Source organism: Paenibacillus fonticola DSM 21315 (assembly GCF_000381905.1).
GTDB classification, from domain to species: Bacteria; Bacillota; Bacilli; order Paenibacillales; family Paenibacillaceae; genus Fontibacillus; species Fontibacillus fonticola.
In genome coordinates this window covers 77,043-90,199 of sequence record NZ_KB907255.1, presented here as the reverse complement: position 1 = coordinate 90,199, position 13,157 = coordinate 77,043, and the positions used below count along the sequence as shown (strand labels likewise).

The 13,157-nt window shown below is 50.0% G+C and carries 11 protein-coding genes; 7 read left to right on the top strand and 4 right to left on the bottom strand.

Annotation, left to right across the window (positions count from 1 at the left end):
- Positions 1–623: 623 nt before the first annotated feature.
- Together G358_RS30075 and G358_RS0112720 are read left to right on the top strand one after the other, a co-directional pair.
- Positions 624–2,978: a PAS domain S-box protein gene (locus tag G358_RS30075; protein ID WP_019637612.1), complete on the top strand. Its 2,355-nt coding sequence runs from the start codon at positions 624–626 to the stop codon at positions 2,976–2,978.
- A gap of 252 nt (positions 2,979–3,230) precedes the next feature.
- Complete coding sequence (locus G358_RS0112720) at positions 3,231–4,691, top strand: SulP family inorganic anion transporter (protein WP_019637611.1); 1,461 nt, start codon at positions 3,231–3,233, stop codon at positions 4,689–4,691.
- Between the two features lie 54 nt (positions 4,692–4,745).
- Here the strand turns inward: G358_RS0112720 and G358_RS0112715 are convergent, their stop codons facing one another.
- Complete coding sequence (locus G358_RS0112715; protein ID WP_019637610.1) at positions 4,746–5,048, bottom strand: hypothetical protein; 303 nt, start codon at positions 5,046–5,048, stop codon at positions 4,746–4,748.
- A 23-nt stretch (positions 5,049–5,071) separates the two neighbouring features.
- Positions 5,072–5,689 (bottom strand): TetR/AcrR family transcriptional regulator, encoded by a 618-nt coding sequence (locus tag G358_RS0112710; RefSeq protein WP_019637609.1) that lies wholly within the window; start codon positions 5,687–5,689, stop codon positions 5,072–5,074.
- A gap of 214 nt (positions 5,690–5,903) precedes the next feature.
- Between G358_RS0112710 and G358_RS0112705 the strand changes: the two genes are divergently transcribed.
- From G358_RS0112705 to G358_RS0112695, 3 genes are all read left to right on the top strand, one after another.
- The gene (locus tag G358_RS0112705; RefSeq protein ID WP_019637608.1) at positions 5,904–8,159 is read left to right on the top strand and encodes an MMPL family transporter; all 2,256 of its coding nucleotides are present in this window, start codon (positions 5,904–5,906) and stop codon (positions 8,157–8,159) included.
- A 71-nt stretch (positions 8,160–8,230) separates the two neighbouring features.
- Positions 8,231–8,950, top strand: a complete 720-nt coding sequence (locus G358_RS0112700) for an MBL fold metallo-hydrolase (protein ID WP_019637607.1) — start codon at positions 8,231–8,233, stop codon at positions 8,948–8,950.
- Between the two features lie 24 nt (positions 8,951–8,974).
- Positions 8,975–9,547 carry a TetR/AcrR family transcriptional regulator gene (locus G358_RS0112695; RefSeq protein ID WP_019637606.1) on the top strand — a complete coding sequence of 191 codons (573 nt, stop codon included), beginning with the start codon at positions 8,975–8,977 and terminating at the stop codon, positions 9,545–9,547.
- Between the two features lie 659 nt (positions 9,548–10,206).
- Here the strand turns inward: G358_RS0112695 and G358_RS0112690 are convergent.
- Positions 10,207–10,776 carry a type II toxin-antitoxin system PemK/MazF family toxin gene (locus G358_RS0112690; protein ID WP_019637605.1) on the bottom strand — a complete coding sequence of 190 codons (570 nt, stop codon included), beginning with the start codon at positions 10,774–10,776 and terminating at the stop codon, positions 10,207–10,209.
- 257 nt (positions 10,777–11,033) lie between these two features.
- On the opposite strand from G358_RS0112690, the gene G358_RS0112685 reads away from it, so the two are divergent.
- Positions 11,034–11,291 (top strand): YqkE family protein, encoded by a 258-nt coding sequence (locus tag G358_RS0112685; RefSeq protein ID WP_019637604.1) that lies wholly within the window; start codon positions 11,034–11,036, stop codon positions 11,289–11,291.
- A 49-nt stretch (positions 11,292–11,340) separates the two neighbouring features.
- Positions 11,341–11,922, top strand: coding sequence for a peptide deformylase (gene def, locus G358_RS0112680; RefSeq protein WP_019637603.1), 582 nt, complete (start codon positions 11,341–11,343; stop codon positions 11,920–11,922).
- 286 nt (positions 11,923–12,208) lie between these two features.
- Here def and G358_RS0112675 read toward each other — a convergent pair whose 3' ends face one another.
- The gene (locus G358_RS0112675) at positions 12,209–13,132 is read right to left on the bottom strand and encodes an AEC family transporter (protein ID WP_019637602.1); all 924 of its coding nucleotides are present in this window, start codon (positions 13,130–13,132) and stop codon (positions 12,209–12,211) included.
- Between the last annotated feature and the right edge of the window lie 25 nt (positions 13,133–13,157).

Below are 13,157 nucleotides of genomic sequence, written 5' to 3'. Positions count from 1 at the left end.
GTGTATTTAAATCCTGCAGTGCTCGCCAGAGGTACAATTTAACTGGATTCCTTGTAATTAGAATGAAGTTTTTAGGTTAGCAAAGCGAAGAAGCGCGTATTAGATACACGATTAGCAGTTAATCTGCGATTTCGCCTTTACGGACTAGAATTAAATCCATGAAATCCATCTAATTTATCTAACCGCTGAAAACCGCTGAAATTCGTCGCTCTATGCACCTATTCTATGCACCTATATCTATGCATCTATCATGTGTGCTCCTATATTGGTTGATTTATTGGTTGATAAAAATAACCGGATGCAGAAAGCGTAGAACTAGTGTATCAAGGAAGATGGAAGCGAAACTCGACGACGTAAATCAAGGAGAGCGCCAGCGGATCCTTATATGGTTTCTCTGTATCAGGGCGCAAAAAGCACCCTAGCAACAATAATTCATTCTTTCTTGAAAAGAGAAAATTTAACTATAATTATTTTTTTGTATAAAACGATCCTAATTGACTTTTAATACATGGTTTGTTATTTAGTTATGAAACAAGTCTATTGCAACTGATCTGTATTCAGTATTCATAATCAATCATGAATTCATTTGATGTTATAACATCCTACTTGATGGAGGCAGAAATATGGGCATCAAAGAAGAGGGACAGCAATCCATTCGCGAGAGCCGGCAGGAGATTTCAAACAGAGATGAATGCGATTGCAATAGGGAAGTGGAGCTAAGCCAAGCTGGCTTAAGGCCGGAATTCAACACGGGCCAGTTTTATAGACAGATCGTTCATCGTGCGGGGGACATCGTATTTTGCTGCAATGAAGAAGGGATCTGCGAGTATGTATCACCGTCAGTCGAGCCGTCTCTCGGATATGCTCCTGGGGAATTGTTAGGCGAAAACTACCGCGGCCTTTGCCATCCGGCTGACCGGGCTCTGCCGACTAGACGGGATATTATTCGCGGCGGGGGAATGATCGAACTGCGGCTTAGACATAAGGACGGCAAGTACATCTGGTTCGAATTTAACATTACCCAGATCGATGAAGGACTGGATAAACCACCACTTATTTTGGCTATAGGCCGTGACATTTCGAAATGGAAATATGAACGGATGGTTTTAACGGAGACGATGCGAACTGCGCTCATTGGCAGTTGGGAATGGGTTGTTGAGCAGGATCAAATCGTTCTGTTCGATTGCGTATACGAAATGTTTAACATCAAGAAGGGTTCCATCATCACCTCCTCCGAACTAGTCGGCTTTATGCCGAACAACGAGCGGGAGCGATTTATAGAGGCGGTCGGCCAAGCGCTTGAAAAAGGCAAGCTCGATTTTGAATTTCAATATAAGTACGAGGATGGCACTGTAGGCTATTATTGCTTAAAAGGGATCGTCTCCTATGACGACCATGGCAGAGCTATCAAAATGAACGGAACCGTACAGGACATTACGGAACGCAAAAACATTGAACGCAAAATCCAGGAAACCGTTGAACGCTATACTTCATTGAAAAAATACAATCATGACGCCGTGTTCTCCCTTGATTTGGAGGGGAACATTATTAATGCCAACGACATGGCGGTGAAGATGACAGGCTATGCGATCGAAGAAATGGCCGGCAAGAGCTTTTCGCGCTTTATCGGCGAGAAATACGTAAAGCGTATTCTGAAGGAGTCCATTAATGATCCGAGCATCGAGAAACTGATCGATAAGCTCCATAATAAGCACGGCGAGACGGTAGAGGTGCTTACGACGATTGCGCCGATCATTGTCAATAGCGAGAACGTAGGCTTCTATATTATTGCTAAGGATATTACCGAGCAAAAAAGGCTGCTCATAGCCAAGGAAGCGGCGGAAAGCACGAACAAGGCCAAAAGCGAGTTTCTGGCTATGATGAGCCATGAAATCCGCACGCCGATGAACGGGGTCATTGGCATGACCGATCTGCTGCTTGAAGCAACGGAACTGGACGATACCCAGAGGGAGTACTTGGATATTATTCGTAAAAGCGGCGATACGCTGTTAAGCATCATTAACGATATTCTTGATTTTGCCAAGATCGAATCCGGGAAGAGCGTATTGCATAAGGAAACGTTCGATATTCGCAAATGCATCTCCGAGACGCTGGACGTGCTTACGCCAAAGGCCAGGGAGAAGGGGCTGACGATGGAATACAACGTCCATCCCGAAATTCCAGAAGCGTTGATCGGGGACCCGGATCGCCTGAAGCAGATTTTTCTCAATTTGGTCGGCAATGCAGTGAAATTTACTTTTAACGGCGGGGTGTCGATAACGGTTGATCTGGCGGAGAGGAAGGAAGGCTGTGTCAGATTGAAGATTGTCGTCAAAGATACCGGAATCGGCATTCCCAAGGATAAAATATCGCATCTGTTCGAACCGTTCTCCCAGCTCGACCATTTCATGACGCGCAATTATGAAGGCACGGGATTGGGGCTGGCGATTACAAAGCGGCTGATCGGGCTGATGGATGGGGACATTTGGATCCAGCCTGCGGAAGGGCAGGGGGCTGTCTTTGCCTTCCATATCGCTCTGCGGGAGCCGGCGAAAAATTTTGCTGCCGGTCAAGGTGCTGAATTGAGTTTCCTGGACAGAATGCATGGCCCAGCGCTCAATATTCTCGTAGCCGAAGATAATGAAATTAACCAGATCGTGTTGAAAAAAATGCTGGAGCGGCTCGGCCATCAGATTACAATCGTTTCGAACGGTATAGAGGTCATTCAGAAAATCGCTTATGAACCGTTTGACCTCATTTTCATGGATGTTCATATGCCTGAGCTTAACGGGCTTGACGCCACGCGGGTCATTAAGGAGACAGTACCGGCGGATAAATGGCCGATTATTATCGCCGTCACCGCTAACGCATTGAAGGGCGACAGAGAAAACTGTCTGAATGCAGGGATGGATGATTATATAAGCAAGCCGATCAAGAGCACGGCCATCGCGGAAATGATTGCAAAGTATTTCGGATAACCGTGTGCAAAATACAGCTATACCCGTATGAATGGAATGCGCCTTGCATGTACGATGCAGGGTGCTTTTTTTTAAGGAGGGCCAAAAAAGAGAGCAAATCGCTGTATGATGCAGAAATAACAAGATTTCATCACTTGTTAGCGTTTAAGGCAAACCTTGTCCAGTTGAGAAAGAATGCTTAAATTTAATATAATCGAGTTCGTGAGCATTGCACCGGACCCAAATTTAAAGTATACAGGAGGATTACATCATTTGTTTAAAACATCAAATATTCGTGCGGCTTGGTTCTCGAACATACGTGCTGACCTGCTGTCCGGCCTGACGGTTGCTTTTGCCTTAATACCTGAGGCAATCGCCTTCTCGTTATTGGCTGGGGTGAGCCCGATGGTGGGGCTTTATGCTTCTTTTTTCATCGCTGTAGTGATCGCTTTTACGGGAGGAAGGCCGGGAATGATCTCGGCAGCTACGGGGGCAATGGCGCTGCTGATGGGTGGCCTCGTCCGCGACTATGGCATCGAATATCTCTTTGCAGCGACGATTCTCGCTGGCGTCATTCAAATGATTCTCGGCGTGCTGCGGCTCGGGAAATTAATTACCTTTTTGCCGCATTCCGTCATGGTAGGATTCGTAAATGCGCTGGCGATCCTGATCTTCATGGCCCAGCTTCATTATTTTGCGGGTGAAGGCTGGGTGATGTATGCCCTGGTTGTACTGACTTTAGTAATTATTTACGTCTTTCCCAGGATGACAAAGGCGTTTCCTTCGGCCTTGGCAGCTATTATTATCGTATCCATCATTACTATGCTTCTCGGCCTGAACGTTAAGACGGTGGGAGACATGGGCACGATCACGAGCGCTTTGCCGGTATTCCATCTTCCAGAGGTAGGCTTGTCGTGGGACATGTTTAAGGTTATATTTCCGGTATCTTTATCGTTGGCCATAGTTGGGCTGCTCGAGTCACTGATGACGGCGACTTTAATCGATGAGATCACCGATACACCAAGCGATAAAAACCGCGAGATGAAAGGGCAGGGACTGGCCAACATCGTTACGGGCTTTTTCGGCGGGATGGCAGGCTGTGCTATGATTGGCCAGTCGATGATCAACGTTAAATCCGGCGGACGAACCCGTTTGTCTACACTGGTGTCGGGTGTTGGCCTGTTGTTCCTCATCATCGTGCTTGGCGATGTCGTCAAAGCGATCCCTATGGCGGCCCTGGTCGGCGTAATGTTCATGGTGTGCTTAGGCACGTTCGATTGGGGTTATTTAAGGTCAATGCGTCGGAAAATCCCATACTCGGAAGGCTTCGTGATGGTGGTTACCGTCGCGGCCGTCGTAGCTACGAACAATCTTTCCATTGGCGTCGGCATCGGCGTTTTGCTCAGTGCACTTATGTTTGCCTGGAGGATGGCCAAGATTCGGATTACTTCGGAAGAGCAGGCTGATTACAAGCAATATACGGTAAAAGGCCAAATGTTCTTCGGTACGGTATCAGGCTTCCTGAATGAATTTGTCGTATCGGATGATCCGAAGCAAATCGTTATTGATTTCACGGGATCTCACGTGTGGGATCATTCAGCCGTTCAGGCCATTTCCAAAGTCATTGCGAAATACAACGAGCAAGGTAAGAAAGTACAGCTTGTGGGATTAAACAGGGAAAGTTCGGAGCTCGTTGACCGGGTTGGATTATTCGTACCCGGAGAACAAGGCTAATGTTCAGAAAAAAGGCAGTCTGCATAACATGAATGCGGCCTGCCTTTAGTATTTTTATAGGAGACGGAATCTTTCAAGCTGATCATACAGCCCTTCCCTGGTCAGAATTTCCACCTGCTTCGGCCCGATCAGATCGAAATGGGGATAAGCGTCCCGGCGATGAATATATTTCGGGTTCAGCCCGTTATCCTCGCACCATGCCGCCAATCGCTCCAAATCATTGCATCCGACTTTGGTGACGGTCGTGATGCCCGGAAAGCGCGGATCCAGCCAGTAATGCGTCAAGTATGCAATTTCTCCTTGCGAGGCTCGCTGCTTCCAGACGTTCAGCTCCTCCCGGTTAATCCCGAAGGCCATGACTTTCATTCCTTTGCATGTAATTATTTATGAATGCCTCTCCATAGAAAGGCTACGATTTTAGCTGCAGCTTGTTCATTCGATTCGAATAACGTCTCATTATTTGAATACCGCCGCTCGCCGACCCTTAGCATCGATACGTACAGGTGCGCCGTTAGAAAAGGCTCCTCGCAATGAATCTCGCCCCGGCTGGCGGCAGCGGCGAAGCCTTTTTCCAGCGTCTCGTATAACGCGTTCTCGTGCTGATTCAACTGCTCATGCTGCTCCTCGCTTAAATGCTGCTTTACCTTCTCCACCATGCCGTCCATGTGAACCTGAGGTACCTGCAAATAATTTTGGGCAATGAGCACTAGCCGCTCTTGAAAAGAGCCTGGCTGGGCCAGCGCAGTTTCGATGCGCTGTTTTACATTGTCGAGGACGGCGGCCATACAGGCGACGAACAGTTCGTTCTTGGTCGGAAAGTAATAATAAACAGAAGCTTTCGTTACGCCTGAATGCTGCGCTACCATATTCATGGAGACAGATTCGAAGCCATTTTCCATAAATAGCCTGGAGGCAGTCGTGAGTATGTGCTGGGAAGTGGGCGGTCCATCCTGTTGACCGGGAGGCCTCCCCAAGGGCTTCTTGTTCGGAGCTTTCATCAAGGTCACCTCAAATTACTTTACTGACGAAATATTATACCATAACAGACTGACGAATCATTATATCATAAAAGACCACTCCAATAATCATCTTTGCCTCGGCGTACAGCAAACATAAATAGGCGATTGATAATTAACCATCCGGTATATATAATTACTCATATGATTTGTATCACGCAGACTCAAATTTGAGAATATGAAGAGGAGAGAAGCGATGGAACATTTACTGGAGCAGCTTGGCCGCTGGTTTGCGGGAAGCAAAACGAAATGGTTTACTTTGGTGGCCTGGATCGTCCTCGTAGGGGCCTTGAATGTGATTTGGCCGGGCGTTAACGAGAAGGTAGACAATACTGCGGCTAATCTGGGGGCGTCGATGCCCTCGGTCCAAGCGCAGCAGCTGGCCGAGCAGGAATTCCCGAGCGATTCCGGGATACCGGCATTGCTCGTTTGGCAGAGGAACAGCGGGTTGACCGAGCAGGATTTCGGCAGCTTGCAGCAGCTTGCGGCTTGGCTGTCGGACAATCCGCTTGCAGGGCAGGAGGCGGTGCCGCCTTTCCACCAAATGCCGCCGCCCGTGCTGCAGAAGCTGGCCTCCGAGGATGGAACGGCATTCGTGCTGCCGCTGTTCTTCAGTAAAGAAACGGATGCGGGCATTCTTGAAGCAGGCATGGAGAAAATCCGGGAGCGGTCGAAGGAGATATTTGGCGCCGATCCGTTCGCGGTAAGCATTGGCGATGGAGAAGGTCTAGCTGCGCGGGTGTCCGGTCCGGCGGGCATTTCCATTGATGCGGTCGGACTGTTCTCCAGCGCGGACGTATCGCTGCTTATTGCCACGGTGCTGCTTGTCCTCGTGCTGCTGCTGCTCATTTACAGATCGCCGATCCTGGCGATGATCCCTTTGATCGGGGTAGGCTTTGCCTATGGTGCGGCCAGTCCAATTCTCGGCAAAATGGCCGACATGGGCTGGATCACCGTCGATTCGCAGGGCATTTCCATCATGACCGTGCTGTTGTTCGGCGCCGGAACGGATTATTGCTTGTTCCTCATTTCGCGATTCCGGCAAATTCTCGGGGAAGAAAGCAATAAGACAAAGGCGCTTGTCCGTGCATTCAAGGACTCCGCCGGAGCGGTCGCGATGAGCGGCTTCACCGTTGTCATTGCCTTGCTCGTGCTTTTGTTTGCCCAATACGGCGCGGTTCACCGGTTTGCAGTGCCGTTTAGCTTATCGATCCTGATTATGGGCGCGGCCAGTCTGACGCTCGTTCCTGCGCTGCTGGCCATTCTCGGACGCGGCTCTTTCTATCCGTTCGTGCCGCGCACGCCGGAAATGATTGCCGAAAGAGCGCGGAAGAAGGGCAAACCTGTTCCGGACTCTGTTTCGGGAGGAGCCAAGCCGCAGGGAGGCTGGATCGGCCGGGCCGTAACGCGGCGTCCATGGCTGATCATAGCGATTACGGTCATTTTTCTGGGAGCATGCGCACTGAATTCCACCCGGATCGAATATACCGTGGACTTATTGTCGACGTTTCCCGAGAGCAGCCCTTCACGGGAAGGCTTTGCCGTTATTGGCGACAAGTTTACCCCAGGCGAACTGGCCCCGATTAAGCTTATGGTTGATACGGAAGGGAAGGAGGTGCCTCTCAAGGAGACCTTCTCCGCTCTTTCTTATGTGAGCAAGGTGTCTGATATGGTGCAGGGGAGCGGCAATCCAGCTATTCGGGCGGTAGATATCGAGCTGAATCTCAACCCGTATTCGAACGAAGCGATGGCGCTCCTTCCGGAGTTGCGGGAGACGGCGGAACTGATGCTTAAGACAGTCGGCATTCCGGCGCCCGGCGAGCATGTGTGGATCTCGGGGCAGACGGCGACCCAGTACGACACGGAGCTGACGAACGAGCGGGATACGGCCGTCATTATCCCGATCGTTATCGGACTCATTGCCTTGCTGCTGCTGCTCTATTTGCGATCCGTAGTAGCGATGCTGTATCTCGTTCTGACTGTCGTGCTGTCTTATTTCTCGGCGCTGGGCCTCGGCTGGCTCGTAATTCATAATCTGATGGGCACCGTGGCGATTCAAGGGCTTATTCCGCTCTATGCGTTCGCATTTCTCGTTGCGCTGGGCGAGGATTACAACATATTCCTGATCTCCAGCATCTGGAGGAAGAGTAGAACGATGCCCCTGAGGCTGGCGATTCGCGACGGAGTTACCGAAACGGGCGGCGTCATCACCTCTGCCGGGCTAATTTTGGCCGGAACGTTTGCCGTGCTGGCCACGCTGCCGATTCAGGCGCTCGTTCAATTCGGCATCATTTCGGCGATCGGCATCCTGCTCGATACGTTCATCGTCCGGCCTTTCCTCGTACCGTCCATCACGATGGTGTTGGGCCGCATTTCTTTCTGGCCGGGCAGGGGATTAACTCAAGCGGAGACCAGGCAGGAAAACCCAGTTTCCGCTAACTATAAAAAATAACTCTTGCAAAACTAATGGCATTAGTTAAAATAAAACTAATGACATTAGTTTATGAAGAGGAGCGTGCGCAGATGAGAATCATAAAGCACGATGAATATTTGTCGCAACTGACGTTTATGCCTAGACTATTTCCGGTAAATTGCTACTTGGTCGAGGAGGAGGAGGAGGGCCTCACTTTAGTCGATGCTGCTCTTCCCTACAGTGCGGCTGGAATTATGCAGGCGGTCAAGGATAGCGGCAAACCGCTGGCCCGGATCGTATTGACCCATGCCCATGATGACCATGTAGGGGCTTTGGATAAATTGAAGGCGAGCTTTCCAGAAGCAGAGGTTTATATATCCGAGCGTGATGCGCTGCTGCTTGCCGGCGACCGGAGCCTCCAACCTGGCGAGCCGCAGATGCCGATCCGTGGCGGGGTACCCAAATCCGTCAAGTCCCGGGCGGATCATCTCGTCCGCGAAGGAGACAGCATCGGCTCCCTGCTTGTCATCGCCGCACCTGGGCACACGCCGGGCTCTATCTCGCTGCTCGACAAGCGAACGGGATCGCTTCTCGTCGGTGATGCCTTCCATACGCGCGGGGGGCTTACCGTGACGGGGCATCTTCGCCTCCGCTTCCCTTTCCCGGCGCTGGCAACATGGAATAAAGAGGCGGCGCTCGCAAGCGCGGTCAGGCTGGCCGAGCATCGGCCGACCCTGCTTGCCGCAGGGCACGGAGAGATGCTGAAAGATCCAGCTGGGAAGATGCAAGCAGCGATAGCGGCAGCCAGACGCTGGCTGGAACGTGAATAACATATTTTATGAGGAGGGATCGCCATGCCCCCAAGGCCAGGTCTTGATGCAAATGTCGTATTGATGGCCGCAGTGGACATCGCCGACCAGCAGGGAGTTCAGGCCGTAACGTTAGCTTCGGTTGCTGCCTCCCTTGGCGTGCGTTCTCCATCGTTGTACAACCATATCCGCGGGCTGGAGGAGCTAAAAGCGCTGCTAGCCCTGTATGCGCTGGAGCAGCTTTACAACAAAATCAGCGAAGCTGTGGAAGGGCTCGATGGGAGGGAAGGAATCGAACAATTTGCACATGCCTATATCCGTTTTGCCCGCGAGCGTCCAGGGCTGTATGAGAGCGCCCAGCTTGTGCCCCAAGAGATGAGCGGGGAGGAGATTGGAAAGGCTAAGGAACGTGTTGTCGATCTGGTTCTGCAGCTTCTAAAGCCTTACGGACTTCCACAGCAGGAAGCCCTGCATGCGGTTCGCGGGCTGCGGAGCCTAATCCATGGCTTCGCCGCACTGAAGAAACTCGGAGGCTTCGGCCTGCCGCTGTCCGTAGAGGAAAGCCTGGATTTCAATTTGCGGATCTTTCTGGCCGGCCTGGAGCAATCGTTTGGTTAAAATGCCGCCCAACTGGTTAAATAATACACATAAGAACAAGATAAACCCCGCAAGGAGCCTCCGTGCGGGGTGAATTTGCCCACGACCGGGTGGGCGACATATGCTATTATGTGCAGATCACAGGGATAACATGACACAACCTGACGCAATATATTTCACAGTACTTGTATTTGTCACATGATACAACAAACTGATAGTAAATCCTTAGGAATACGAAAGAGGAGCCGAGGCTCCTCTTCTGACTCAATACACGTAGAACGTGTGAGATTATCCACGACGAGGTGGATGACATAATAAGACTAAACGGACAAATCACTTGTTTCAATAGTATCGTTTTCCCTGCCGCATGTCAATCCCTCTCTGCAATTTTTCATCCTATATCAGTTCAGAGTTTTATATTCGTACAGCATTTTTCTATAATATCGGTCTATAACGTTTCTTAATACAAGTGGATTTAATACAAGGAATATAAATAAGGAATTTAAAACTCACGCAATTGTACCACGTAATCGTAGTGGAGTAATGCCCCGCAATTTGCCTCGCAATCGTATCTCGCAATCGTACCTTTGAATCTTAGCTCAAAATCTTTCAGCGTACCTGGTAATCTTGCCTCGCAATCGTACCCGGTAATTGCCTTCCAGTTACCCAGTAAATATCAGCTAAAATCCCAGCGTCCATTTCAGCCTGTTTTCCAGGCGGTTCATATCTTCTTCTTCCAAATTTCCAAGGTGCTCCTTCAAGCGGATTTTACTGACAGAAGTAGCTTCTTCCGTTTTTGCGGCGGAATCGAAAGCAAGGAAGTCGTATTTGCTCCTAAACAGAAAATAGTGGCTTTGGAACCGCGGAATCGGTTTGCCCTCCTTTGTCAAAATCGGCTGTCCGGTTTTCGGGCTGGTGCGCGTTTTCAGGTTTTTGGTCAATGGGACGACGATGACGTTGCCGGAGGTGGAGTTCACCGTGTTGTTCGATACGACGATGACAGGCCGTTCTTCGTTTTGCTCGCAGCCGATATTTTCCCCGAAATTACAAAAATGAATAGCTCCCCGTGTCATTCTCCGCTGCGTTTGTACCTTCTCATGCTCGATCCAGTATTGCGCCATTTCGATTTTAAGCGGCTTCCAGATATTGATTTGTTCTTCCTTTAATCTCTGCAGTGCTTTGATCCGGGGGCTGGCTGGTTTTTCGGCTCTATTATTAGGATGGTCGTTGTTTTCCTGTTCATTTCTCATGATTTTCTCCTCCAAGCTTATGAATGGGCATATTGTACAATTACACTCGTTTACTCTCACCTTAAACAAATTTGGTAAAATTATTTAAGCGGATGAGCCGATTTTATTCCGAGGCTCGGCCAGACGATTCACGAAATTGGAAAATGATCACTCCCGGCTAAAGTTTAGGATTGTTGACAAAATATTTTGACCGTATGATACTTTAGGCAGGCATAAACACGTACTATGAGGAAGTCAGAAATTGAGGTGAACCGAGAATGGCCAAGAGAAGAAATACGCAGCCTTCAGCGGCTTCGGCCAGCGACAAGCCCGCGACACTTAAAGACCTGCTCGGGGCGGATACGGTCAGCAAGCTGAAACAACAGGCAGAGAGCCTAAAGCGGGAAGAAGAGGAGCGTAAGGCTGCAGTCAGGAAGCAGGCTGAAGAGGCTCGCAAGGCGGAGAAGAAACGATTGGAGAACGATTTCGAGTATTTGTTGAATAACAGCGATATGGATTGGAATAAATACAAATAAGCTCAGATAGGCACAAATCGGGCAATGAAGGTGGATGAGTTGTTGATTTATGAGTAAATTCAATAAAGACTATTTGATTACTATGGACGATATTGTGAGAGAGGGCAATGATATTCTTCGGGTGGTGACCGAGCCTGTAAGTATACCGCCGACGGAAGAAGATAAGGATGAGATGGCAGCGATGCTGCAATTTTTGAAAAACAGTCAAGATCCCGAGCTGTCCCAAAAATATAAGCTTCGAGCCGGCGTCGGACTATCGGCCAACCAGATTGGCCTGAATAAACGGATGTTTGCGGTATATATCACCGATGAACAGGGTGAATCCCGGGAATATGCCCTCTTTAATCCGAAAATCATTAGCCATTCGGAAGCGATGATCTATTTGCCGGAAAGCGAGGGCTGTCTGTCCGTCGACCGCAGCGTGCAAGGATTTGTTCCCCGTTACGAGAAGGTGCAGGTCAAGGCCTTCGACGGGGACGGGAATGAGCTGAAGCTGCGCTTTAAAGGCTTTGACGCGATCGTCATGCAGCATGAGATCGATCATTTGAACGGTATTATGTTCTATGACCATATCAATAAAGAGAATCCCTATATGCTGCCGGCCGGCGTGCCTGTTGCAAGCTTGTATTAACAGCATCAACAAGTTGAATATGCTGGCGCCATATGCAGAAAATTCCTTCAGCATTAACAAAGGCCAGCCCGCAGTTTGGTATGCTCCCCTATAGGGGCATATCACCTCGGGTTGGCCTTTTTAAAATATCTGGAAGTATAAAGTTCAGCTCGCAACTAGAGCTGCCTGATACCGCAAGAAGAACTACTGGTCGAACGCAGCCTGTCTTTTGGAGAAGCTACTTATAGAAGTGTTCAGATGGCATTCTTATACCTTCCCAAGAAACTCATCCCAACGTATTTATGTTTTATTGCAGTAGTACGATCAGGAGAGGCAAAGTAACGAAGGAGGCGAGCGTCGTCCACAGAATGCATTTGGATACGGTCTGCGGCGAGGCTCCGAATTTCTCGGCCAGCGCGGCAGCGTTCACCGCCGCAGGCATGCAGGCGAGGATGAACAACACGGCGAAGAGTATCCCGTCGATTTGCAGCAGCCACAGGGCGAGCAGCGCCACTGCAGGCGACAGCAGCATCCGGATAGCGATGCCGGACCGGAAGGCCAGCTTGGAGCCGGAATTCATTGGAACACCGGCTACGCCAACCATTTGCGCGCCGAGAATGGCGAGCACGACGGGCGAATAGGCCGCCGCTGCCATCGTAACGCCTTGGGCGATGCCAAAGGGCAGGGAACCCCCGGTAGCCCTGAGCAAAATAGCTGCCGCGGCAGCATATATGGACGGCAAGGTGAATACCGATTTCACTGCTTGCTTCATGGAAAAGTTAGAGCGTGCCGCCAAATAGACGCCTACCGTATTGACGATGATCATTTGGCCAATGACGTAAACGGAGGCTTTATCCAGGCCGAGCTGGCCGAAGGCGAGCAGAACGAGCGGCAGGCCGTAGTTTACGCTGTTCGTAAAGGTCGCAACCAAGGTAAGGCCCGCTTGTTCGTCGGCAGGAAGCTTAAGAAGCCGGCCTGCCGCGGCGGCGACGAGCCAAAGCAGAATGAGATTCAATAGCGAGAAGCCAAGTGTTTGATATATGTCCTGATATGAAATATCCGCATTGGCCAGCGTTTCAAGGATCAGGGCTGGGTTCAGGAAGTACAGGTAGAGCGTGACCAGCGGTCTGGTATCGAGCTTCTGAAATCTTTTGAGCAGTGCCCCGGAAATGACGGGAATCGAGATCGGCACGATGACTTTCAGCATAGTAGATAAGACAGAATACAGCATCTATAATCTCCCTTCAGCCAACTTG

Coding starts and splice junctions, on each gene's coding strand:
- G358_RS0112710 (WP_019637609.1), bottom strand. CDS start 5,689: ATGAAAGCTCCGAACAAGAAGCCCTTGGGGAGGCCTCCCGGTCAACAG.
- def (WP_019637603.1), top strand. CDS start 11,341: ATGAGTAAATTCAATAAAGACTATTTGATTACTATGGACGATATTGTG.
- G358_RS0112705 (WP_019637608.1), top strand. CDS start 5,904: ATGGAACATTTACTGGAGCAGCTTGGCCGCTGGTTTGCGGGAAGCAAA.
- G358_RS0112685 (WP_019637604.1), top strand. CDS start 11,034: ATGGCCAAGAGAAGAAATACGCAGCCTTCAGCGGCTTCGGCCAGCGAC.
- G358_RS0112690 (WP_019637605.1), bottom strand. CDS start 10,776: ATGAGAAATGAACAGGAAAACAACGACCATCCTAATAATAGAGCCGAA.
- G358_RS0112715 (WP_019637610.1), bottom strand. CDS start 5,048: ATGGCCTTCGGGATTAACCGGGAGGAGCTGAACGTCTGGAAGCAGCGA.
- G358_RS0112695 (WP_019637606.1), top strand. CDS start 8,975: ATGCCCCCAAGGCCAGGTCTTGATGCAAATGTCGTATTGATGGCCGCA.
- G358_RS30075 (WP_019637612.1), top strand. CDS start 624: ATGGGCATCAAAGAAGAGGGACAGCAATCCATTCGCGAGAGCCGGCAG.
- G358_RS0112700 (WP_019637607.1), top strand. CDS start 8,231: ATGAGAATCATAAAGCACGATGAATATTTGTCGCAACTGACGTTTATG.
- G358_RS0112675 (WP_019637602.1), bottom strand. CDS start 13,132: ATGCTGTATTCTGTCTTATCTACTATGCTGAAAGTCATCGTGCCGATC.